At 45.0% G+C, this 23968-nt stretch carries 17 protein-coding genes; 9 read left to right on the top strand and 8 right to left on the bottom strand.

Annotated features, from left to right (window positions below):
* Positions 1-2: 2 nt before the first annotated feature.
* The 3 genes from AC060N_RS00415 to AC060N_RS00405 all read right to left on the bottom strand — a co-directional run bounded on the left by AC060N_RS00415 (position 3) and on the right by AC060N_RS00405 (position 2921).
* Positions 3-818, bottom strand: coding sequence for a peptidylprolyl isomerase (locus AC060N_RS00415; RefSeq protein WP_463229081.1), 816 nt, complete (start codon positions 816-818; stop codon positions 3-5).
* A 76-nt stretch (positions 819-894) separates the two neighbouring features.
* Complete coding sequence (locus tag AC060N_RS00410) at positions 895-1722, bottom strand: peptidylprolyl isomerase (protein WP_479525425.1); 828 nt, start codon at positions 1720-1722, stop codon at positions 895-897.
* Positions 1723-1832: 110 nt separating this feature from the next.
* Entirely contained in the window at positions 1833-2921 is a 1089-nt protein-coding gene (locus AC060N_RS00405; RefSeq protein WP_106541052.1) for a mannose-1-phosphate guanylyltransferase, read from the bottom strand.
* A 357-nt stretch (positions 2922-3278) separates the two neighbouring features.
* Between AC060N_RS00405 and AC060N_RS00400 the strand changes: the two genes are divergently transcribed.
* From AC060N_RS00400 to AC060N_RS00380, 5 genes are all read left to right on the top strand, one after another.
* Complete coding sequence (locus AC060N_RS00400; RefSeq protein ID WP_106541051.1) at positions 3279-4019, top strand: MlaE family ABC transporter permease; 741 nt, start codon at positions 3279-3281, stop codon at positions 4017-4019.
* The gene (locus AC060N_RS00395; protein ID WP_153640861.1) at positions 4016-4795 is read left to right on the top strand and encodes an ABC transporter ATP-binding protein; all 780 of its coding nucleotides are present in this window, start codon (positions 4016-4018) and stop codon (positions 4793-4795) included. Before AC060N_RS00400 ends, AC060N_RS00395 begins: the two co-directional genes overlap by 4 nt.
* A 440-nt stretch (positions 4796-5235) precedes the next feature.
* Entirely contained in the window at positions 5236-5616 is a 381-nt protein-coding gene (locus tag AC060N_RS00390; protein WP_479525424.1) for a DUF4296 domain-containing protein, read from the top strand.
* Positions 5603-6802: an amidohydrolase family protein gene (locus tag AC060N_RS00385; RefSeq protein ID WP_479525423.1), complete on the top strand. Its 1200-nt coding sequence runs from the start codon at positions 5603-5605 to the stop codon at positions 6800-6802. Before AC060N_RS00390 ends, AC060N_RS00385 begins: the two co-directional genes overlap by 14 nt.
* 40 nt (positions 6803-6842) lie before the next feature.
* The gene (locus AC060N_RS00380) at positions 6843-7625 is read left to right on the top strand and encodes a radical SAM protein (RefSeq protein WP_479525422.1); all 783 of its coding nucleotides are present in this window, start codon (positions 6843-6845) and stop codon (positions 7623-7625) included.
* 543 nt (positions 7626-8168) lie between these two features.
* Here the strand turns inward: AC060N_RS00380 and AC060N_RS00375 are convergent.
* Both AC060N_RS00375 and rnr read right to left on the bottom strand, forming a co-directional pair.
* Positions 8169-8771: a TetR/AcrR family transcriptional regulator gene (locus AC060N_RS00375; protein ID WP_479525421.1), complete on the bottom strand. Its 603-nt coding sequence runs from the start codon at positions 8769-8771 to the stop codon at positions 8169-8171.
* Between the two features lie 138 nt (positions 8772-8909).
* Complete coding sequence (gene rnr, locus AC060N_RS00370; RefSeq protein ID WP_479525420.1) at positions 8910-11057, bottom strand: ribonuclease R; 2148 nt, start codon at positions 11055-11057, stop codon at positions 8910-8912.
* A gap of 308 nt (positions 11058-11365) precedes the next feature.
* Between rnr and AC060N_RS00365 the strand changes: the two genes are divergently transcribed.
* On the top strand, positions 11366-11875 hold the full coding sequence (locus AC060N_RS00365; protein ID WP_479525419.1) for an N-acetyltransferase family protein: 510 nt from the start codon (positions 11366-11368) through the stop codon (positions 11873-11875).
* Positions 11876-11930: 55 nt separating this feature from the next.
* On the opposite strand, the gene metF is transcribed toward AC060N_RS00365, so the two are convergent.
* Complete coding sequence (metF, locus tag AC060N_RS00360; protein ID WP_479525418.1) at positions 11931-12884, bottom strand: methylenetetrahydrofolate reductase [NAD(P)H]; 954 nt, start codon at positions 12882-12884, stop codon at positions 11931-11933.
* A 284-nt stretch (positions 12885-13168) separates the two neighbouring features.
* Between metF and AC060N_RS00355 the strand changes: the two genes are divergently transcribed.
* The 3 genes from AC060N_RS00355 to AC060N_RS00345 are packed head-to-tail and all read left to right on the top strand — an operon-like array spanning position 13169 to position 16602.
* Positions 13169-13570 (top strand): T9SS type A sorting domain-containing protein, encoded by a 402-nt coding sequence (locus tag AC060N_RS00355; RefSeq protein ID WP_479525417.1) that lies wholly within the window; start codon positions 13169-13171, stop codon positions 13568-13570.
* Between the two features lie 17 nt (positions 13571-13587).
* Positions 13588-15087: a hypothetical protein gene (locus AC060N_RS00350; protein WP_106541041.1), complete on the top strand. Its 1500-nt coding sequence runs from the start codon at positions 13588-13590 to the stop codon at positions 15085-15087.
* Between the two features lie 3 nt (positions 15088-15090).
* Positions 15091-16602: a hypothetical protein gene (locus AC060N_RS00345; RefSeq protein ID WP_479525416.1), complete on the top strand. Its 1512-nt coding sequence runs from the start codon at positions 15091-15093 to the stop codon at positions 16600-16602.
* A gap of 39 nt (positions 16603-16641) precedes the next feature.
* Here the strand turns inward: AC060N_RS00345 and metH are convergent, their stop codons facing one another.
* Complete coding sequence (metH, locus tag AC060N_RS00340) at positions 16642-20313, bottom strand: methionine synthase (protein ID WP_479525415.1); 3672 nt, start codon at positions 20311-20313, stop codon at positions 16642-16644.
* Between the two features lie 860 nt (positions 20314-21173).
* Positions 21174-23951, bottom strand: a complete 2778-nt coding sequence (locus AC060N_RS00335) for an alpha-amylase family glycosyl hydrolase (protein WP_479525414.1) — start codon at positions 23949-23951, stop codon at positions 21174-21176.
* Between the last annotated feature and the right edge of the window lie 17 nt (positions 23952-23968).

The raw sequence follows: 23968 nt of genomic DNA, 5'->3' as shown, positions 1-23968 counted from the left end.
ATTTATTTGATCACTTTAATATTTAAAATTTTCACATCGGTGAGGGGACGATCATTTTTGTCTGTCTTCATTGCAGCAATCTTGTCGATGACATCGAAGCCATCAATCACTTCCCCAAAAACCGTGTACTTTCCGTCCAGTTCCGGATAACCGCCAACCGTTGTATACGCTTTTCGCTGTGCTTTGGAGAACTTCAACACATGAGGATTCAATGCATATTCCGTTTCGATCTGTCCTTTAATTGGATTGGCAATCGCCCTGAATTCCTTCACTTTCTTTTCCTCTTTCAGCTTCTTCAGCTTGGCTTTAATTTCGGGTGTCAGAATCTGACTGACAATTTGCTTTTTGATGGGAACGTTGTTTGCCAGTTCCATTGTATCCAGTTCTCCCGGACGGAAAACACGTCCTTCGACAATATAAAACTGCGAGATATCAGATTGCTTGAACGGATTCACTTTGTCGGGTTGGCGGGGAGCACACAAAGCACCTTTCTTGTGGAAATGGTTTGGACGAATCTCATCGTCGACCGTGAACGCCGGATCTCCATAGCCAATGCGCTTCCCCGGAGGCGCATTGCGCGAATCAGCAGCTCCACCCTGAATCAGAAAATTATGTATCACCCTGTAGAACAAGGTTCCGTTGTAGTAACCCTTCCTGACTTCCTGTAAAAATTTGTCACGATGCTTCGGTGTGTCATTGTACAGTTTGCACTTCATATCACCGAAGTTCGTTGAGATAACCACAACATGTTCGGGCTGCTGAGCTTTAGCAGCAATTACTGCAAAAAATAATACCAACAAGAAAACGATCTTCTTCACAATCCGGTCTGTTTTTGAATGTTTTCCGTGAATAAAATGAAAATTGAAGAAACAGGCAAATAGCCTGACTTCTTCGCTAATCCTTCAATATTTTCATGCTCATCTTCACATCTTTCACGGGCCTGTCGTGATCATCCGTTTTTACGTGAGCAATGGAATCGATTACATTCAGGCCTTCAATCACCTCACCAAATACGGTGTAGTTGCCATCGAGATGCGGAACACCGCCAATGGTGGTATAGGTCTCCCGTTGCTGTTTCGTAAAATGGAACGGATGCAAAGCGGCACTATCCTGAGCCTGCTTTTCCAATCGATCGAGCATATCAGCATACTCAATCTGCTTCCCTTGCTCCTGCAATATGCGTACCGAGTCGGCCTTCTTCATAAACAGCTGATGATAAATTGTCTGAGCTTCATGCTGCGTGCGCAATGTTTCCAGCGAATCGAGTGCTTCAGGAGTAAAGACTTTCCCTTCGACAATGTAAAACTGTGAGCCGGATGAACGCTTTTCCGGATTTTCCTGATCGCCCAGACGCGCTGCTGCCAGAGCACCTTTCTTATGAATCAAATCGGGCCGGAATTCTGCCGGAAGGGTATAACCCGGGCCACCGTTTCCCAACATCTGACTGGGTTCCGCATCCCGCGACTTCGGATCGCCGCCCTGAATCATAAACTCAGGAATTACGCGGTGAAAAAGCAGTCCGTTGTAGAATCCCTGCTTTACCAGTTTCAGGAAATTATCGCGGTGTTGTGGTGTTTCGTTGTACAACAACACTTTCATGTTGCCATATTCTGTTTTTATCAGTACGACCGGTCCTTTTTGTTTTCCGGTTTTACCGGAATGAGAACAGGACGCGAGGAACAGGATGGCCAGCGTCAGGAAAAGATGGATTTTTCGTTGCATAATTTTCAGATTTGATGCCTAAGGTATAAAAATCAGCCAGATCAGATGACAGGCAAAACAACAAAGGCCTCCTTTTGAGGAAGCCTCTTATTGTAATAAATATTTTGTGATTACTTTTTCTCTTCTGCCAGATTCACATCTGCAACAAACTGCCTGATTTGTTGCTCATCATCCTTTTTGCAAATCAAAAGAGTATTGTCTGTTTCCACAACAATGTACCCTTCCAACCCCTGCACCACAGCAGTTTTTTCTCCTTGCATATTGATGATGCTATCTCTGGTTTCATAAAGAAAAACCTTGTTTCCCCACACGGCATTTTGATTTTCATCGACATGATGATTTTCGTGAAGAGAGCCCCAGGTTCCCAGATCGGACCAACCAAAATCGGAACAAAGAACGTAGACGTTATCCGCCTTCTCCATAATTCCGTAATCGATAGAAATATTCGGACATTCAGAATACGCTTTATTGATAAAATGGACTTCGTCTTCTGTATGGTAATATTTGTAGCCCTTCTCAAAAACGGTGTTCACATCCGGAAGGTACTTCGACAATGCTTCGTGAATGGCCTTTACGGACCAGATAAAAATGCCCGAATTCCAAAAGAATTCACCTGTCTCCATAAACAGCTGAGCCATTTTCCGATCGGGCTTTTCGGTAAATGTTTTTACATGATACAGATTATCATAATCATCGTACTCACAACTGTCCGCTACCTGAATATATCCATATCCTGTTTCAGGTCTGCTTGGTTTTATTCCGAGTGTTAAAAGTACGTTGTTCTTTTCAGTGAAATCCATTCCTTTACGAATCTCCTCCAGAAACGCATCTTCTTTCAAAATCAGATGATCGGACGGAGCCACAACGATGTTGGCATCTTTACAGCGACTAAGAATTTTATGAGTCGCATAAGCCATACAAGGCGCTGTATTTCTTCTGAGCGGCTCACACAGCACCTGGTCCGAATCCAGCTGAGGCAGCTGCTCCAACACCATTTCGCGGTAACGTTCACTGGTAACTATCAGTATATTTTCAGCAGGGAATATCTTGTTGAAGCGTTCAAAAGTGAGTTGAAGTAAAGACTTTCCTACTCCCAGAATATCAATAAATTGTTTCGGTCTGTCTTGCGTACTGAGCGGCCAGAATCGACTTCCGATACCACCAGCCATAATGACGCAGTAATTATTGCAATTGTCCATATGAACGGTTTTGTACCAAATTTATCCAAATTTTTGCAAAGGTAAAGTCAAAATCCTTCAGGATGATCAAATAGCTAAGAAAAGGCAGAAATAAGAGCATTCCTTAATTATTTTGTACTTTTAGATCAATGTATCAAACAGGCTATCCATCCGGTTCGGGTGTTTAGGAAAGAAATGGTTCAGAGAAAATAGCTACTGATAATCAACTTGTTATTTTATCCGTAAAACAAAGACACGCGCATATTTGTACAATAATAGGTTAAAGAACCGAACTGAAAAGCAGACCGGAAATTCGACAGAACCTGAGCAAATAATGCACGACAAAAGGCATTACAAAGAATTAGAAAAACCAGATATATGAAATTCTTCTTCCACCTGGGTCAGTATATGTTACTGATGAAGAAAGTATTCAGTAAGCCGGAAAAAGGCCGGATTTACTGGCGTCAGTTACTGGTTGAGATCGAAAAACTAGGAATTGATTCCATTGGCATCGTGGTGATCATATCGGTTTTCATGGGAGGAATTATCACCCTTCAGTTAACCTATAACCTAACCAATCCGTTTATGCCCAGCTATTTGATTGGACTCGGCAACCGCGATACACTCATACTCGAGTTCTCTTCGACGGTTCTTAGCCTGATGCTGGCCGGAAAAGTTGGTGCCAACATTGCCACCGAAATAGGAAGTATGCGAATTACCGAGCAGATTGATTCGATGGAAATTATGGGTGTTAACTCGGCTTCGTTCCTCATTCTTCCCAAAATTATCGCGGTGGTTTTTGTGAGTCCGATGCTGTTCATCCTGAGTATTGCCACGGGACTGGTTGGTGGCTTAATCACTGGTCCAATGGCCGGAGTTGTCACAACCGCCCAATATCTGAATGGTGTGACTTACGCATTCGTACCCTACTATGTTACCTTTTCGGGATTAAAAACGCTGGTATTCGGTTTCCTCATTGCATCGGTGCCGGCATACAAAGGTTATTATGTCGATGGAGGTGCGCTCGAGGTAGGAAAAGTAAGTACACAGTCGGTGGTGACAACCAGTATTTTAATTCTGTTTTTTGATTTAATTCTGACGCAAATCTTCTTCAAATGATCGAGATAAAAAACCTGTGCAAATCCTTCGAAGAACGCCCGGTTCTGAAAGATATATCCACCAAATTCGAGAAAGGAAAAACCAATCTGATTATCGGACAAAGCGGTTCGGGTAAGACCGTTTTGCTGAAATCCATTGTTGGCTTACTCGAGATTGATGAGGGAGAAATTCTGTACAACGGAGAAGATGTGGCCCACTTCTCAAATAAAGAACGGAAAAGTTTGCGGCAGGATATCGGCATGGTTTTCCAGGGCGGTGCGTTGTTCGATTCCCTTACGGTAGAAGAAAATGTGCGCTTTCCGCTCGACATGTTCAGCAAGCAAACAGAAAAGGAAAAGCTTGAACGGGTTAACTTCTGCCTCGAACGGGTCGATATCAAAGGTGCCAACGAATTATATCCAGCTGAAATTTCGGGAGGGATGCGTAAACGTGTAGCGATTGCCCGGGCCATCGTGCTCAATCCGAAATACCTATTTTGTGACGAGCCCAACTCGGGTCTCGACCCGATGACCTCCATTCTGATTGACAACCTGATCAATCAGATTACGCGCGACCTGGACATCACGACCATTATCAACACGCACGATATGAACTCGGTAATGGAAATTGGTGACAACATTCTGTTCATTTCGCATGGAGAAAAATGGTGGGAAGGGAATAAAAACGAAATTCTGTACACGTCGAATGAGAAGTTGAACGACTTTGTTTTTGCTTCGCCGCTTTACCGCGAGATGCGGACCTTGAAAAAGCAGGAATTAAAAGACGAACAATCATAGAATAAAAAAAACGGTAGCCGCCAGACTACCGTTTTCCAGCTATTCCACACGTATTTACAGACCTTCAACGGACAACCGGAAATTTGAACCATCCGCTGTCGGTCGCTCACACTCTCTCGTATTCCGCCGGCCGGCATTTCATCGACAATTACTGTCGTCGACTAATCCTACTCTTAATTTGCCCGGCCAACTCTTACCCCATATTTTGATTGAACTTCTTCGAAACCAATGTCAAAAATATATTTTTCGTTTCCCCTAAAGACTGACGTTTGTTACCCTTTTGCGATAATATGACATAAAACAGCAATTGCGAGGATAAAAATCGCCCCGTCATAACCCGAAACAGACTTTTTAATACTGCGGTCCCCCGATTTTCAGCAACTTTAACATTTGTCTTTCATACAATGGGTAAGTATCTTTGGTCACATTAAAACAGAATCATGCGGACAAAAATTTTCATACTCATATCGGCGCTATGGCTGCTGGCTTCGTGCTCCGACAGTAATAAAACTCCGAAAGGAATTCTCCCTCAAAAACAGATGGTGGATCTGCTGGTCGATATGCACCTCTCGGAGGCCATCAACGGTCAACGGTTCCGCCTCGATCAAACCACCAAAAATTTCTCCAACGACCTTTATTTTTCCATCTGTAAAAAACATGATGTTGATCCAGATGTATTTGCCAAATCGGTGCTCTACTATGGTAAACATCCCGAAAAATACGACGCCATTTACGACCAGGTACTGAACAGGCTTAACGAGATGGAAGAACAGGCAAAGAAAGAAGAACCCAAACTCAAGCCCGACGATGGCAAAAAATAAGTTCGCAGCTCATTATATATTCACCGGTAACGGAAAAGTATACAAAAACGGGATCGTTGTCACCGAAAAGGATGGCACCATCAAAGAAGTCATCGACACCGGTGGTCAACTGCCGGAAAAAGCCAACGTAAAATTTTACAGCGGAGTTATCGTTCCGGGATTCGTGAATGCGCACTGCCACCTCGAGTTATCTCATCTAAGAAATACATTCCCCGAGAAAACCGGAATGGCCGGATTTCTCTCACGCATTGTCAAACAACGCGAAATACAGGAAGACCTCATCAAAGAAGCAGCCCGGATTGCCGACGCTGAAATGCAGCGAAACGGAATTGTAGCAGTGGGAGATATTGCCAACAATCCCCTGGCATTCGAAACGAAGAAATCATCATCGATTCAATATCACACCTTCATCGAGGCATTAGGATTTTCTCCCGCAAGAGCCGATGCAGCTTTTGAATACATTGCGCTTTTGCAGAAAAAAGCGCTCGAGCTGGGTTTAAATGCTTCGATTGTTCCTCACGCACCTTATTCCATTTCCGAGCAGCTCTTCCGGAAAATTGGTCAATTGGCCCTCGAGCAGGATGCTATTCTGACGATGCACAACCAGGAAAGTAAAGAGGAAAACGAACTCTACCAAACGGGAAAGGGCAAGATTGCGAAGCACATCAGGAAAAATCTCGGCATCGATCTGAAATCGTTTCACCCTACCGGGAAGAATTCACTGGAAAGCGTATTGCCGTTTTTGCCGGCCTCGAGTCAGCTACTCCTCGTACACAATACGTTTACCGGAAAGGAAGAACTCGATTGGCTACATGCTAACCGCGACGAGGGGAAAACATCGCTGGTGTTGTGCCCCAATTCCAATTTATTTATCGAAGATCGGCTTCCGGATGTGGAACTGCTCCGCTCCAACGGACTTAGCATTTGCCTGGGCACCGACAGTCTGTCGTCCAATCATTCGCTGTCGGTACTCGACGAAATGATTACTCTTCACCAGCATTTCCCGGACATACCATTCGGTGAACTGGTGCAATGGGCTACGGGAAACGGCGCGAAAGCCCTTCGGATGGATGAGCAACTCGGTACGATTGCACCCGGAAAAAAACCGGGGCTGAATCTCATCACCGGCATGGATCTACAAGAATTGAAATTATTGCCCGGCTCACGCGTAAAACGGCTAATCTAAATTGACGAAGAATTTCCCATCTTTGTAGCAAATTATTGCCATGTCCACATTTCTTTTCGACCAAACTATTTTCGGCCCCGTCAAAAGTCGCCGACTGGGGGTTTCGCTAGGCATCAACCTGCTCCCCAACGACACCAAAGTCTGTTCGTTCGACTGCATCTATTGCGAGTGTGGCTGGACTCCACACAAACGGGAAAAGAAAGCCGAACTACCTTCACGGGAAACCGTTGCCCGACTGCTTCGCGAAAAACTGGCGGAGATGAAAAACGCGGGGGAAGCTCCCGATGTGTTGACCTTTGCAGGAAACGGAGAGCCGACACTTCATCCCGATTTTGCGGGTATTATCGATGACACCATCGCCACCCGGAACGAATACTTTCCGAATGCCCGAATAGCGGTTCTATCCAATTCGACCATGCTACATAAACCGAAGGTGGTGGAAGCACTAAAGAAAGTGGACGACAACATCCTGAAGCTCGATTCGGCTATCCCTGACACCATTCAACTGCTCGATTGTCCGCTGGGTCGTTTTCACTTGGTGGAAGTCGTGAATAACATGAAGAAATTCGAAGGAAAGCTCACCATTCAGACCATGTTTATCCGGGGAGAATTTTCCGGACATCGAATTGACAATACCACCGAAGAAGAGCTTTCGGCCTGGCTGAAGCTGTTGGCAGAGATTAACCCCGAACGCGTGATGATATACACCATCGCCCGCGATACGCCCACACAGAATCTTTCGAAAGTGACGACTGAGGATCTGGAAAAAATTGCTATGCGCGTGAAGGATAAATTGGGTATTGATGTGCAGGTGAGCGGGTAAAAAAGCCTCCGACATCCATTCGAGCTGTTCCCTTTAAATCTCGAAACAGTATTTTCTCGTCCCGATATGGTAATTTCTCGTTTCCATTCCCAAAATCACGGAAGTATATCGTTGGCGTACCCATTATTACCAGAAAAATGGAGCATTACTTCGTTAACCTGGAAGGTCGATGCGATAAATTACCGTTTCGAAGCTCAAAATTTAAACATCGACGTGATAAATTAATACATCGATGTTCAATTTTACTCCTCCGATTAGGCTATTTAGCTCTTCGATTGGTTAGCTTACCCAATTTTTAGGCAAAAAGACCCCAATGAATAGGTTCATCAGCCAATCATTTGCCTGACTGACCTAAAAAATTGCCTAAAAGAACGAATCGTTTAGGTCCCGAACCCAATCGAAAGAGTAAAAGACCTAATCCATTATGTTCCGAACCTAAAATTTTGGCTAAAAGACCTAATGGATTACGTTAAACAGAATGTTAACCACACAAAAAAACCTGCCGGGAATCGACAGGTTAGGTTCGTTTATCTTTTCGGAAAATCAATCCCGTTTCATGATACCATAGTTGATGATGCGCACGATGGCATCCACACTTTTCTCCAGGTCAGTTGATTTGTAAGGGCCGGCCGAAAGCGGCATTTCCAGTCCGCGAATCGCGGTTGTAATCCCGATGGCCACCAGCGTAAAATCGCGTACGGCAAATTTCCCCCGACGGGCACCTTCCAGCAAAATCCGCTTCATCATCCGGATTTCTTCCTGATCATATTGCGACTTGATTTTATCCACAAACTCCACCGCAGCCAAATCGTTTTCAATGGCATTGTAGAAATTGGCCAGCTGCCGGTAGGTGGTAATCTTGGTCATGATATAGTCCTTCAGCTTCTCTTCCGGACTAATATTTTTCATGAGTACCTTAGATAATTCCGCCCGGAGTATGTCGGCTTCCTTCTGCACCACTTCCTGGAATAAATCCTCTTTACTGCTAAAATAATAATACAAGGAGCTTTTCCCTTTCCTGACGGCATTGGCTATGTCGTCGAGTGTGGTTTTTTTGTAACCGTATTTACTAAAAATCTCCTGTGCAATGGTCAGAATGTTTTCCCGAACGGCATCGCGCTTTGAACTTCCGTTTTCAGTACTCATTTCTATTTTACTTACTATTTGGCCAAATATAGATGATTTTTTCGAACTTTCGCCCCGACTGTTCAGCACAAGATAGCGAAAACACCTGTAAACCAACCTAAACCACTGGGAATTTTATGGAATAACGAAAAAAATATGTTATTCACCATCTTCTACCAACCGAAAATCCATCTGTTTCTTCTGCAGGTTGGTACGAACAATTTCCACATTTACTTCATCGCCCAATTGGTAGCGTTTGTGCGTGTGGTGGCCCATGATGCAGTAATTCTTCTCGTCGAACTCATAAAAATCATCCGTTAAATCCCGTAAAGGGACCATTCCTTCACACTTATTCTCTTCCAGCTCGACATACAATCCCCAGTCGGTAACACCGGAAATAACGCCTTTGAATTCCTCTCCGACGTGATCGCTCATGAACTCAACCTGTTTGTACTTCACCGACGACCGCTCGGCATTGCTCGCCCGCACCTCCATATCAGACGAATGCTTGCACATCTCTTCCCATTTTTGCGCCACGACTGAGCGGCCTCCGTCGAGATAACGTGCCAGCAGTCTGTGTACCATCATATCGGGATAACGGCGAATAGGCGAAGTAAAATGCGTGTAGTACTCGAAAGACAAACCGTAGTGACCGATGTTCCGGGTTGAATATTCGGCCCGGGCCATGGTACGAATGGCCAATGTTTCGATCACATTTTGCTCTTTCTTCCCTTCGACATTCGTCAGAAGTTTATTCATCGAATCGGAAACGGCTTTCGGATTATTGGTTTGAATGCCATAGCCAAAACGCTTAATGAAATGGTTGAACGAATCAAGCTTGTCCGGATCGGGTTTGTCATGAATACGATAGACAAACGTCTTCGCTTTCTTGTGCGGTGTCGGTTTCCCGATAAATTCCGCCACATATTTGTTCGCCAGTAACATAAACTCTTCGATAAGTTTGTTGGCATCTTTTGATACTTTGAAAATAATGCCCAGCGGTTTTCCATCCTCGTCGATATCGAATTTCACCTCGATGCGATCGAACGAAATGGAACCATTCTGAAACCGTTGATTTCGCAACTCTTTAGCTAACCGGTCGAGCGTCAGGATTTCCTCCTTCATGTCGCCATCGCCCGTTTCGATCACTTCCTGCGCCTCTTCGTAGGCAAAGCGCCGATCGGAGTGAATGACCGTGCGACCAAACCACCGGTGATGTACGTTCGCCTTGTCATCCAACTGGAAAACGGCCGAAAAGCAAAGCTTATCCTCGTTGGGCCGCAGCGAACAAACGCCGTTCGAGAGTCTTTCAGGCAACATGGGCACCACGCGATCGACCAGGTAAACCGAAGTCGCCCGGTTGTACGCTTCTTCCTCGAGAATCGAATTCGGTTGCACGTAATGCGTCACATCGGCAATGTGCACCCCGACCTCCCAGAAACCGTTGTCAAGCTTTTGAACCGAGAGCGCATCGTCGAAATCCTTGGCGTCAGCCGGGTCGATGGTAAAAGTTGGAACCTTGCGGAAATCGCGCCGGTTGGCATATTCCTCTTTGGGAATTTCCAAGGGAATTTGCTCAGCTGCTTTCTCCACCTTACCGGGAAATTTATACGGCAAGTCAAACTCCGCAAGGATAGCGTGCATTTCCGTTTCATTTTCGCCCACATCTCCAAGCACCTCAACAATTTCGGCATACGGATTTTTAGCACGTTCGGGCCACTCCAGAATTTTCGCAATAGCCTTTTGTCCGTTTCTGGCACCGTTTAGTTTTTCTTTCGGAATAAAAAGATCGAACGGCGTCTTTTGTGTCGGAATCAGGAAAGCATGAAATTTCGAAACTTCGACCGTTCCCACGAAAGTGGTTTTGGCCCGTTCCAAAATCTCGACCACTTCGCCTTCGGGATTATGTTTCTTCCGTCGGGCATAAAGGTAAACCTTCACCTTGTCGCCATGCATCGCCCGTTTCAGGTTGGCTGCCGAAACAAACACGTCCTGGTCGATTTCGTCCGATATAATAAAGCCAAAGCCTTGCTGGGTCAGTTCGACCACTCCGTTAATGTAACCGCCTTTCCAGCGCAGCTTATATTTACCCCGACTAATTTCCTCGAGGTTTTCATTATCTCTCAACTCCTCCAGCACGACATGAATCAGCTTTTTGGTCGGCATATCGCGGATGAAAAGTTCAGCTGATAGCTGTTTGTAGTTGAAAGTCTTTTTCGGGTTGGCGTAAAAAATATCAAGCACCGCCTTTTTCAGACCGGCTTTATTGAATCTTAGTTTCTTCTTCTTTTTTTTCTTCTTGACCATATATGGGTTATGATTTTAACGAATGAAGTTAACGGAAATTTCCTAATTCTGTTATCATAAAATGAAAAAGGAAAGGCGAACCTTCATTCCTTCATTTTCAAAAGTTTTTTTTGAGTTTTACGGTTTTTCCCGGAAACAGAATCACGGTAGTGAAAAAACGCAGTTTTCATGACCTGCCGGATACTTCTCAAACGCTAAAGTTCTTCGTTGAGTTTTCAATCGGATATTAACAAAACCATAAATCGTTCAACAGGCGATCATTTTTCAGGCAACAGATCCTACCTTCATCACGGAAATTATCCGCAACAATGAATACAACAACATCTATAGATCTTCGTGCCATGACACAGGAAGATTGGCCGGAAGTCGCCCACATTTATGCTGAAGGCCTCGAAACCGGGAATGCCACCTTTCAACAAACCGTTCCAACCTGGGAAGAATGGAATAGCGGACACATTCGATCCTGTCGGCTTATTGCCTCTGTTGGAAAAACGATCGCCGGATGGGCTGCATTATCGTCTGTTTCGTCGAGGCCGGTTTATGCTGGTGTAGCCGAAGTAAGTGTTTATATCGGAAAAAATTTCCGTGGCCGGAAAATCGGCGACCTCCTCATGAAAAGTCTCATCGAAGCAAGCGAGAAAGCAGGATTCTGGACGCTGCAATCCAGCATTTTTTGGGAAAACGAAGCCAGTATCAAACTTCACGAAAAGTATGATTTTCGCACCATGGGCTATCGCGAAAAAGTGGGCAAGATGAATGGCATTTGGCGCGACACGGTGATCATGGAACGACGCAGCAAAGTGATCGGAATAGATTAAAAATAGCCTGCCTCCAAACAAGAGACAGGCTACCTGTTCGAATATTTTTTAGTTGTCAGAATACCGCTTTGGCAATTTGCCGTGTATTATCAGAGATTCCGTATGTGTAAACATGCAAACACGGCGCGTTGTGGGCAATCAAATCCTTTGCCTGGTGAATGGCCCATTCGGTTCCCACTTCACGGGCTTCATCATTGTTTTTACACTTCCTCACTTCTTTGGCGAACTCTTCCGGAATATCGATGCTGAAGATTCCCGGCAACACCGACACCTGGTTCTTCCTTGAAAGAGGTTTTATGCCCGGAATAATCGGAACCGTAATACCGGCTGCCCGGCACTTATCGACAAAATCATAATATTTCTGGTTATCGAAAAACATCTGGGTGACAATGTAATCGGCACCAGCTTCTACCTTCCTTTTCAGGTTCAGCAAGTCCACATCCGGGTTGGTTGCTTCAGCATGTTTTTCGGGGTAACCCGCCACACCAATACAGAAATCCATGGGAGTGTTATTTTTCAATTCCGGGTCAAGATATTTTCCATGCCGCAAATCAACAATCTGCTTTACCAAATCGCTGGCATAAGCATGCCCTTCCGGCTCCGGCTTAAATATATTCTCCGACTTCAGCTTATCACCCCGAAGAGCCAACACATTTTTAACGCCCATAAAATTGAGGTCGATAAGCATATTCTCGGTTTCTTCCTTCGTGAATCCACCACAAACCACATGCGGAACAACCGGCACGCCATACTTATACTGGATGGAAGCAGCAATAGCTACCGTTCCCGGTCTTTTCCGGATGGTCCGCCTTTCGTGCAATCCGTTGGGCAATGTGCGGTATTCCATCTCATCGCGATGGGTAGTAATGTTGATATATTTGGGGTCAAACTCCAGCAAATCTTCGATAGTTCGATAAAGTTTATCGGCATTCTGTCCTTTCAGCGGCGGCAAAAGTTCAAAAGAAAAAACCGTTTTATCAGACTGGGTGATAATGTCGCTTACTTTCATTCAAAAATTATTTTTTCGTCCACACAAAAACCATCTTAATCTGATGATCTCCTTCTTTCAGTTCTTCATTAGTATCTCCTTACAAAATTACAAATTGCAATGAAGTGAAGCGACTCAATAGGATAACAAATGCATAAGTTAGTATTATAATAACATTTTGTTTGACTGGAATTTTCTATATTTAGCCGTTCTATGATGTAACTGACATATTGTATATGAGGTACCTTTTTTCCCTTGCCTTTACCTTGCTTTTTACCTCATATTCTTACTCACAATCCTTGACGATGTCCGTATCAGGCGGAGAAAAGCATCAGGGAGGCACTGTTATGCATTGGAGAATCGGTGGCTTTTCAGGAAGCAATGCAACCGGTTTTCAGCTGTTGGGATATCCGATCCCGGCAATGAAAACACAAGCAAATTTCGTTGACGAACAAGCAAAATCAAAGAACCGGTTTTATCCAAATCCGTTTAGCGAAACGCTGAACATCAAGCTGGTCAACAACCTTGCCCCCGTGGACATTACCATTTACGACATAACCGGCATGGCCATTTCAACTATTTCCAACGTAACCGATAGCAGGGAATTAAATCTCTCGGGGTTAGCCGATGGAATATATCTTCTTCGATGCGTCGACAGACAGACACATCAGGTTGTCGATACGCGAAAACTCATAAAGAAACATTAATCCCTATCCCTTTCCTCATGTTGAAATCAAAGCTCACATTATTGCTTTTCTTGTTAGTGATATCAATATCGCAGGCACAGGAAAGGCCCGGATTTCTTTATCAGACACAATTAACCGATGAGAACAACCAACCGGTGATCAATCAAAATATTGATTGCCAAATTGAATTAACGCAAGGCGAAAATTCGTCCACTCCGATTTATTCAGAATCACAAAATCTAACGACGTCACCAACCGGGATGCTTGAACTCGTTGTCGGAAATGGCACAGATGCCAGTGGCAGTCTTAACGACATTGACTGGACACAGGGAACAGTATTCATACAAATCTCCATCGATATGAAAGATGGTAACGGATACCGTGTTTTTAAGAAAGAACCCATCCATGCGGTTCCTTTTGCACTTGCTGCCGGCAACTCCAATCCCGGATGGAAGTTGCAAAGTAACCAACTTTCCTATACTGCCGGGAATGTAGGAATCGGTACAGACAAACCGGAAGAGGCTCTCGATTTCGGTGTAAACAAAGCGGTTCGTTTTAAAACAACCTTGACCCGCCTGAATGAGAGCGCCATGATAAAACTCAAATGGAAATCCGACTCCGCCAAACCCGCCATTATGTGGGTGGATAAGAACGATAATCCCCGGGCAGCGCTTTATACTTACCGTTTGGGCATCAACGGAGAACCCGACAGCGTATTTTGCATCGCAACCTCCGATTCGAAAGGAAACCTGATTCCCCGTTTTAACATTCCATGGGGATACAATAAAGTGGAACTCTCTACCACCAACAGTGAATTCAAGGTGAGCGGCAGTAAAAAATTCATCGTCGGAACGAGTGGTAGTCCCGGCCAAACCGCATTTTACGGTGACGTATACATTGGTGCAGGGAAAAAGCTGGGAATTGGTGACAAGGACTGGGAAAATACGGGAGTAGAGGAATATGCCGAAATGGAAATATATCAGGAATCAAAAAATGCGCAACTGCTCCTCAACCAGGCAACCGGAAGTGCACCAGCTGCTATTTTGCTTAAAAAAGGAGACAATACCTGGAAAATTGAGAATAACGACAACCTGCATATTTTCTATAATGACCAGGATGTAATAACCATGGCACAAAATGGTAACCTGGGAATTGGCATCGTCGCTCCGACTGAAAAAGTAGATGTAGCAGGAAATGTAAAAGTTTCTGTTGGAAACAGTTTTATTTCAGGAACCAGAGGCACCGCATCCTATATGACATTATCTGGCAGTTGTCCGGCCGGAGATTTGGTTGGACTAAATCCAGCAACCGGAGAACTGAGAGATTACCAGGCAGGAGATGAGTTCATCGGTGTGGCTACCGAAAACGCTGCTTTTATTGCCAACCATCAAAACTCCACCGGAGATATTCTGGTAGGCACGCATGGTCAATTTACAGTCAACTCGGGCGCTATTCAAATCGACGGACACAAGGCTCTCACCCCAGACGGGAAACTCATTGGTTATATTCTCAGTAACGGAAACCTATTCATCCGCTAAGCTATGCAGAAGACAATCGTTATTATCGCCATGTTTCTGTTACCATTCTTAGCAATGGCACAGTCGCCTTACTATCTCCCGTTTGAAGGAATAATACAAAATGATGATGGTACGGTTCCTGCTAACGAATCGCTGGAAATGGATTTCCAACTTGTTTCTGCTGTCGACCATTCGCAAGTTGTGTACGAAGAACAACAAACCGTAACAACTAATCAGGCAGGATATTTCTACGCATCCATCGGAGCAGGCACACCGGTTACCGGGAGTTTCGAAAATATCGACTGGAGTCAGTCCCAAAACTACGTGTTTCATATAACAGCCCATTCGGTGAGCGACCGAAATACTTTTGACCTGGGTTATGCCGATCTCCATCCGGTTCCAATTGCTTTACATGCGAAAACCGTTATTGATAGTTCCAACTGGCAGGTTTCAGGAAACAATCTTTATACACAAAGAAAAGTATCGATTGGCTCGGCAGATTCGACCTTTGCATTGGAGATGAGAGATAATGGAAGAATGCGTTTACAGACCGACCAAGCGCATTTGCCGGAATCGGCGCTTATTAAAATGAAATGGCCGGCCGATACAGCAAAAACAGCGGTGGTGTGGTACAACAAACATGATGATGGCAAAATAGCCATGGTCGCACACTATTATCTGCATTACCCAACCCGTTTGCATCAACATTTTTCCATTGAAAGTGAAGATTCTTCAGGCTTCATTCAAACCCGTTTTGAGTTTCCGTGGGGGAACGATACTGCCCGCATCGAAACGCACAGTGCTGACCTGCAGATCAACGGCAAATTCTCTACCGGATCTCCCTCTACACCATCGGAAAATGACATCTATGCCGATACCTGGATTCACGGTAAAGCCTCGGAATTGAACATGGGCACGGCACAATTACACACCGGAAACTATCCGGTCACCATTCAATCTGACAATGGTCCTGCCAATATCCTCATACAGTCTGTTGCCACCGATAAACGTTCCATTTTAATGTTGAAGAAGGGTGATAATGAATGGGATGTGGATAATAACAACAATCTGTTCCGCATCACCAATATTAATTCAGGCGACTTTCTGCATCTGACAACCTCCGGAAAGTTCACTTTCGATGCAGAATCTGACACCACTGAAATTTTCAATATCAACGGGAATATCACGGTTAACCAACATGCATTCATCAGTGCCGGGCCGGATTCTTACGCTGAATACATGCCCGCTGAAGGAACTCTGTCAGTAGGCGATATTGCCGGAATCGATCCATCAACAGGTAAAATCAGGACATACCAGGCCGGGGATTTTCTGGCCGGTGTTGTTAGTTCCACCGCTGCAAGAATAGGAAATGCTAAGCCAGACTATGTCGGAAGCCCCGATTATGCTTTGGTAGTCATAACCGGAACAGCAAATTATAACAGCAATCAGGTGACAACTTCGGGAAGAGTAGTGTACACCAACGACAATCAGAAAATCGGTGTTGAAATTGCTGTCGGGAAAGTATTGTTGAAATAAGAGGGAACCTTTCTTTGATTCCCTCTCTTCATCTCAATCTTATTTGTAATTCAAATTCACCGGAAGGAATTTCTCGATGAATTCAACCGATTCGTTCTTCCTTCGGGCATAATCTTCCACCTGTTCTTTTCCAACTTTATCCACACCAAAATAGATCGAGTCGGGGTGTGAGAAATACTGTCCACTCACCGAAGCTGCCGGGTACATGGCAAAATGCTCCGTGAGTTTAATGCCGGTGTTTTTCTCTACATCCATCAGGTTAAACAAATTGGCCTTTTCGGAATGTTCTGGACAAGCCGGATAACCCAGTGCAGGTCGGATTCCCTGGTATTTCACCCGAATCAGCTCTTCATTGGTCAGGTTTTCATCGGGAGCGTACGCCCAAAACTCTTTCCGGACCCTTTCGTGCAGCCTTTCGGCGAAAGCCTCGGCCAAACGGTCGGCGAGTGCCTCAATCATAATGGCCTTGTAGTCATTGTGATCCTCCTTGTATTCTTTCACCCATTTCTCCAAACCGATTCCGGCAGTTACCGCAAATCCTCCGCAGTAATCTTTCACGCCGCTATCCTTGGGCGCTACAAAATCGCTGAGACAAAAGTTGGGCTTGCCCTTTTCCTTTTTGATGGTTTGCTGACGCAGATGATGGAAAGTTCCTACTTTTTCGGTCCGTGATTCATCGGTGTACAACTCGATATCTTCGCCTACCGAGTTGGCAGGCCACAAACCAAACACGCCGCTCGCCTTCAACATTTTCTTCTCTATAATTTCATCGAGCATGGCGTTGGCATCGGCAAACAACTTGCGCGCTTCTTTACCCATTTTCGGATCGTCCAACACATCAGGGAAATGTGCCCGTAGCTCCCAGGCCAGGAAAAAGAAGGTCCAGTCGATATAATCGCGCAATTCTTCCAGCGGATAATCGTCAAAAACTTTCACACCTGTAAAATTGGGCGTGTAAACCGGCTGTGTTTTCCAGTCGGGGCTGAAGGCATTTTTCTTCGCCTGCTCAAACGTCAGGTACGATTTTGGCTTTTTATTTCCATGGAATTCGCGGATTCCTTCGTACTCGGTTTTGATATCGTCGATGTATTTCTGTTCACGATTAACCAGACTCTGCACCACACCAACCGCACGTGAAGCGTCCTTCACGTGAACGACAGGTTCACTGTATTCCGGCTCAATTTTTACTGCTGTATGAATTTTTGACGTTGTCGCCCCACCGATAATCAGCGGCATATTCATGTTCCGGTTTTCCATTTCGCGGGCCACCAAAACCATCTCTTCCAGCGAAGGCGTAATCAAACCACTCAGGCCAATCAGATCTACCTTTTCCTCTTCGGCTTTCGCCAGAATGGTTTCCGTTGGGACCATCACGCCCAGGTCAATCACCTCGATGTTGTTACAGGCCAGTACCACCCCGACAATATTTTTACCGATGTCGTGTACATCACCTTTAACCGTAGCCAGCAAAACCTTGGTACGGTTCTTCACTTCGCCGCCATTTAGGGCTTTTTCCCGTTCGATGTGTGGTTGTAGCCAGGCAACCGCTTTTTTCATCACGCGTGCCGATTTAATGACCTGCGGCAGGAACATTTTCCCATCACCAAACAGGTCGCCCACGATGTTCATCCCGTCCATCAGCGGACCTTCGATGATATTCAGTGCCGCATCAAACTTCGGAAGGATTTCTTCGAGATCTTCTTCCACATGATCCGGGATTCCTTTGACCAAAGCATGCTCCAGCCGTTTTTCTACCGGAAGTTCGCGCCATTCATCTTTTTTCACTTCTTTCTGGTCGGTGCCTTTCACTTTTTCGGCAAATTCCAGTAACCGCTCCGTAGCATCGGGACGACGGTTCAGCAATACATCTTCCACGTGTTCCAGTAAGTCTTTCGGAACTTCGTCGTATATCTGCAGCATTCCTGGATTGACAATCCCCATGTCCATACCAGCTTTGATCGCATGATACAGAAATGCCGAGTGCATCGCTTCCCGGACTACATTGTTTCCGCGGAAAGCGAACGACACGTTGGACACACCGCCACTTACCCGTGCTTCCGGCAGATTTTCCTTAATCCATTTCGTTGCCCGGATAAAATCGATCGCATAGTTGTTGTGCTCTTCGATACCGGTTCCGACCGTCAGAATATTCGGATCGAAAATAATGTCCGTTGCCGGGAATTGCACGTCTTCCGTTAGGATACGATAAGCCCGCTCACATATTTGAATTCGGCGTTCGTAGGAGTCAGCCTGACCTTCTTCATCGAAAGCCATGACAACCACTGCGGCTCCGTACTGCTTTATTTTATGGGCATGTGCTTTAAATTCTTCCTCGCCTTCTTTCAAGCTAATGGAGTTGACAATCGCTTTCCCTTGCAAACACTGCAGCCCAGCTTCAATCACCTCCCACTTGGAAGAGTCGATCATGATTGGCAGGCGTGCAATATCCGGTTCAGCCATCAACAGGTTCAGAAAGCGAACCATCTCTTTTTTGGCGTCCAGCATGGCATCGTCCAGGTTCACATCGATGACCTGGGCACCACCTTCCACCATTTCACGGGCAATGGAAAGCGCTTCCTCATACTTCTCTTCGCGAATCAAACGGGCAAATTTTCGCGAACCGGCCACATTACAACGTTCTCCCACGTTGATGAAGTTCGCCATTTGATTCACCGTAAGGGGTTCCAAACCACTCAGGCGCATCGCTACTTCGGGATGCACCTTTTCATGCGGCCGGGCTTTTTCAGCCAGTTTCGCCAGTTCCCGAATGTGGTCTGGCGTGGTACCACAGCAACCGCCCACGATATTTACCGTGCTCTTGTCGAGAAAACCTTTCACCTGCTCGGCCATCATTTCCGGCGTTTCGTCGTACTCACCAAACTGGTTGGGCAAGCCGGCATTCGGGTAAGCACTGATATAAAATGGTGCTTTCCGCCCCAGCTCTTCCAGGTATGGACGCATGTCTTTCGCTCCCAGCGAGCAGTTCAGCCCGATGGTCAGCAAATCCATGTGTGAAACGGAGTTCAGGAATGCCTCAACCGTTTGCCCGGAAAGAGTTCGTCCGCTGGCGTCTGTAATTGTTCCGGAAACCATCACCGGCTTACGAATGCCACGTGCTTCCAACGCTTCATCAATCGCCATCAGCGCAGCTTTGGCGTTCAGGGTATCAAAAATCGTTTCTACCAGCAGCAGGTCAACACCGCCATCGAGGAGGCCTTCCACCTGTTCCCGGTAGGTTTCTTTCAAATCGTTGTAACTAACGGCACGAAAACCCGGATCATTCACATCGGGTGACATGGATGCCGTTTTGTTTGTCGGTCCCAGCGAACCTGCCACAAAACGAGGTTTATCCGGCGTTGAATACTTTTCGGCCGCTTCGCGGGCTACTTTCACCGAAGCGACATTCAGTTCGTAAACCAACTCTTCCATGCCGTAATCGGACTGGGAAATGCGGTTGGCATTGAACGTATTGGTCTCCAGAATGTCGGCACCCGCTTCCAGAAATTCTTCATGAATATCACGAATGATATCGGGGCGAACAATGGAAAGGAGGTCGTTATTTCCTCTCAACGACTGTTTCCAGTCGGCAAAACGGGTCCCCCGGAAGTCTTCCTCTTCCAGCTTGTATTTTTGAATCATCGTTCCCATGGCTCCATCGAGCACCAGGACACGCTTTTTGATTTCTTCCTGTATATTGTATTTGCTTGTCATATCGATTGTATCTATTCAACTAAATCAAGTCTTTTCTTTGCTTTCACAAAACTATGAGTTTCAAAAAAACATCTCACGATTATGAGATTAAAACCTCCTGCAGTCACTTCAATCACTTCCTTAACAGTGAATCCCGTGTCCGGTTCATTTTCCTGTGTAACAGGTAAAATCGGATCACTCAGTTCATTGCTTTAAATGTCAATAATATTCGAAAATCAAAAAGTACATAGCTGTAGCTTTCAATTGGCTATTTCCGTGCTGTACACGAACAGTCGTCCGAAAGATACGGGAGATGAGTAAATGGAGTAGTAAACAGCGCTAATCAGCGCATGCACCGATTGGAGAAATGTATGTGACTAACCATGAAAAGTCCATTCCCATGAGATCTCCGGGTGACCAGTTCCTGGTTTTCGATGCTTATTCTTTCAATCATCTGGAAGACAGAAAAAGATTTATTTCATATTATCAGTTTTTATACTGAATAAAAAATAATTTCGCGCAAATATAGCACATTGCGCAGTAGTTTACAACAATCACACTGCGACGAAGAAATCGTCTACTTAAACCCGAAAACCGTTTTGCAAAGTTTCATAAAAAATGCCACATCCTCCCGAACGCGGCATTTTCATTTTTTGCAGTCTTACTTCTGAAGTAAGTAGCCTTCAAAAACCAACGATGAAGGTACTACTGCGTATCCTTGCTTTTTTACCTGTCGACAATTAAGACATTCCTGAACAAACAGAAAAATTTTTTTGACGAACGGCCGATTTTATGTGGTGAACGGCACGATCTGTTCATTAAACGGAAAAATCAATTGCAAATTCCGGGCAAAAAATCATACAATTTTTATTCAACTCTGATCAATATTTCATCACTTTCCGGGTTTCCACATTGCCGGAAGTGGTAATTACTTTTACAATATAAGTTCCCTGTGGCCAACCATCGGATTGAATCGCTATGGATGTTTTGCCGTACCCCGGAAAGCTTTTATCGAGCAATACCCGTCCGGTAATGGAATATACGGTTACTCGATTCATATCTTCATCTGCAGACAAATTCAAGCTGTTCTGAACCGGATTGGGCCACACCTGCAATGGGTTATCATTAGCCGAAACAGTCGGTACATCGGTTACAATATGGTCCTTCGTAAATTTCTCTGTTGAATACAACCGGTACTCTCCGGGCGCCAGATGAGCCATGTACGAATTGCTGGTCAGATCGATGGAATCGCCGGTAAAATATTCGTACCACTTTCCGGTAACCGGAAAATCAACAGACAGATCGGCATCGGTCAAACCAAAGTTTCCCTCGACCACCACATGCTGATTGTTTTTATTCAGCTTTATCCACTTCGTAACTCCATTCAATGAATAAGTAAAATCGGTAGTCGAGAAGATGTCGTAATTGCGCTTTAGGTAAAATAATTTGGCATATGTCTGGAAAACATCGGTACGATTGGGATCGTCGACATAACTCCAGAGTGGTGCCTTTTCAGCGGTACGGCTTGGCGTATTGATATCTTCGTCATTGCCCAACTCATCAAACATGTAGAACATTTTCGGGCCGGGAATGGTGAAGAATAGTGCTGCATTCAATTCGATTCTTTTTAACGCAGTCGGAACATCTTTTATATTGTAATTGTCATTTGCCAAACCGGAGGTTTCGGCAACATAGGCCACCCGCTGCTCATCATGGCTTTCCATATAACCAACCAGTCTCGATTTATTCCAACCGCGTTGTGTATAAGAGCCCCTCGAAAAATCTGCCTGGTTATTTGCTACATTACCTTTCGCTGCATTTTGAGCCGCACCCGACATATTACCCCAAAGAAGAATCCCTTTGTTGTAGTCTGCTAAAACGGTCTCTTCACTATTGTCAGCCAAATGCTCGAAAATAACCAGCGCATCCGACTTCCGTTTCCATATCTGATCGGCCATTCTTTCCAATATGCGAATCCGATCGGCATCGTATTTACTTCCCCACGGATCGGTTGCCAACGGCTTGAAATTGTTCGAAAAACCTTTCGTAAAGTCAAAGCGGAAGCCGTCTACTTTATACTGACTCATCCAGAAGGAATTGATACTGTCGACCAGCTGTTGTGTCGCCGGGCTTTCGTGGTTGAAATCGTATCCCCACTGAGCATCCGGATTTTCGAAGTTACTTTGCTGATTATACCAGGGATTTTGGGCAGTAGGTGCACCATCTTTAAAATACAACTGCACAAATGGACTTTGTCCGTACGAATGATTCAAAACCAAATCAATAACAACAGCGATTCCTCTCTTATGGCACTCATCAACTAGTTTCTTCAATTCGTTTTTCGGGCCATAGTATTTATCAGGTGCGAAATAGAAATCCGGATTATACCCCCAACTGCTATTACCTTCAAATTCGTTCACCGGCATCAATTCCAACACATTTATATTCAAATCCTGCAAATAATCAAGGTGATCGATTACCCCCTGAAAAGAATGCAGCGCATCAAAATCTCTTACCAATAGTTCATATACGACTAGTGAATCCGGCGACGGAGGTGTGAAATTAGTAACCTGCCAATTATAAGGTGTTTGCGCCGTTTGAAAACTGGAAGTTATTCCGGTTGTCTTCCCGGTAGGATAAGCAATCAGATTAGGATAAGTTGTACTCGATATATACTGATCGTTCCATGGATCGCTTACCTTTTCGGTATAAGGGTCAGCAATTTTGATGGAATCATCAACCAGATATTGGTACAGGTACTCTTTCCCTTTTTCCACATTCAGGGTAATCCAGTAATAGTCTCCGTCCTTGTGCATTTGATAAGCAGCCTTAGGTTGCCAGTTATCAAACTCTCCCAACACATACACATTATTTTTGTAAGGAGCCCAAAGGACCAGTCCTACCGTAGTATCGTCAACGTAATTAATTCCTTTACGATAACCAGCCGGCATCGTTCCGGTCAAATCCTGCTTTATGGTGACAAACACCGAATCGTAACTGATTTTTGTTCCTGCCTGAGCCTTGGTAATCAGCCAGTGATCGCCCGACTGTGGCAACGTAACATTGTCATCCAGAGTTGTTCCTGTTACAGTTTTCAACACTGTGTTATCCAAAGAAAGAGTAATATCGGCCGATTCACTGGTAACGATAGAGACCGGTAGGGATTCGCCTGCCGTTCCAATGTAAGGTGAGGTCACTGAATTTTGAATATCCAGTACTCCTTCTGCAGTCACATTCAGCATGTAATCCGGCGTTGTTTTCCTTTCCCCGGATCCGGTATCAGAGCCATCTTTCGCTTTAGCAATTACTCCAATTTTCTTGATCGTCGTTGGATCATTATTGGGCCAAAGTGCCGAAGGAGTGAAGGTGAAAGAATACTTATTGTTTCCGTCATCGGTCATTTTGTAGGCATCGGCCGTATTTGACCAGGTTCCCTGATCGGAGGGATTTCCCACATTCGGATCAGAAAGCCAAATCCACAAATAAACATCGCCCCATTGGTTTGGGGTATCGAATCCCTTCAGATCGAAGGTTACTTTTACCTGCTGATTGGCCGTGAAAAACGTTGGATCAGTAGAAACAGAATAGTCTGTCACCGTTTGTGCTCCCGCAGTCAAACCAACAAACAGCGTTGCTATCAGGAATAGTGTCTTTTTCATCAGTGTCATCTGGTTCT

It is taken from the genome of Prolixibacter sp. DSM 2831, from assembly GCF_056493735.1.
The sequence above is the reverse complement of the archived record's forward strand: the minus strand, read 5'-3'. Positions and strand labels throughout refer to the sequence as shown.

Coding starts and splice junctions, on each gene's coding strand:
- AC060N_RS00410 (WP_479525425.1), bottom strand. CDS start 1,722: ATGCAACGAAAAATCCATCTTTTCCTGACGCTGGCCATCCTGTTCCTC.
- AC060N_RS00405 (WP_106541052.1), bottom strand. CDS start 2,921: ATGGACAATTGCAATAATTACTGCGTCATTATGGCTGGTGGTATCGGA.
- AC060N_RS00400 (WP_106541051.1), top strand. CDS start 3,279: ATGAAATTCTTCTTCCACCTGGGTCAGTATATGTTACTGATGAAGAAA.
- AC060N_RS00395 (WP_153640861.1), top strand. CDS start 4,016: ATGATCGAGATAAAAAACCTGTGCAAATCCTTCGAAGAACGCCCGGTT.
- AC060N_RS00390 (WP_479525424.1), top strand. CDS start 5,236: ATGCGGACAAAAATTTTCATACTCATATCGGCGCTATGGCTGCTGGCT.
- AC060N_RS00385 (WP_479525423.1), top strand. CDS start 5,603: ATGGCAAAAAATAAGTTCGCAGCTCATTATATATTCACCGGTAACGGA.
- AC060N_RS00380 (WP_479525422.1), top strand. CDS start 6,843: ATGTCCACATTTCTTTTCGACCAAACTATTTTCGGCCCCGTCAAAAGT.
- AC060N_RS00375 (WP_479525421.1), bottom strand. CDS start 8,771: ATGAGTACTGAAAACGGAAGTTCAAAGCGCGATGCCGTTCGGGAAAAC.
- rnr (WP_479525420.1), bottom strand. CDS start 11,057: ATGGTCAAGAAGAAAAAAAAGAAGAAGAAACTAAGATTCAATAAAGCC.
- AC060N_RS00365 (WP_479525419.1), top strand. CDS start 11,366: ATGAATACAACAACATCTATAGATCTTCGTGCCATGACACAGGAAGAT.
- metF (WP_479525418.1), bottom strand. CDS start 12,884: ATGAAAGTAAGCGACATTATCACCCAGTCTGATAAAACGGTTTTTTCT.
- AC060N_RS00355 (WP_479525417.1), top strand. CDS start 13,169: ATGTCCGTATCAGGCGGAGAAAAGCATCAGGGAGGCACTGTTATGCAT.
- AC060N_RS00350 (WP_106541041.1), top strand. CDS start 13,588: ATGTTGAAATCAAAGCTCACATTATTGCTTTTCTTGTTAGTGATATCA.
- AC060N_RS00345 (WP_479525416.1), top strand. CDS start 15,091: ATGCAGAAGACAATCGTTATTATCGCCATGTTTCTGTTACCATTCTTA.
- metH (WP_479525415.1), bottom strand. CDS start 20,313: ATGACAAGCAAATACAATATACAGGAAGAAATCAAAAAGCGTGTCCTG.
- AC060N_RS00335 (WP_479525414.1), bottom strand. CDS start 23,951: ATGAAAAAGACACTATTCCTGATAGCAACGCTGTTTGTTGGTTTGACT.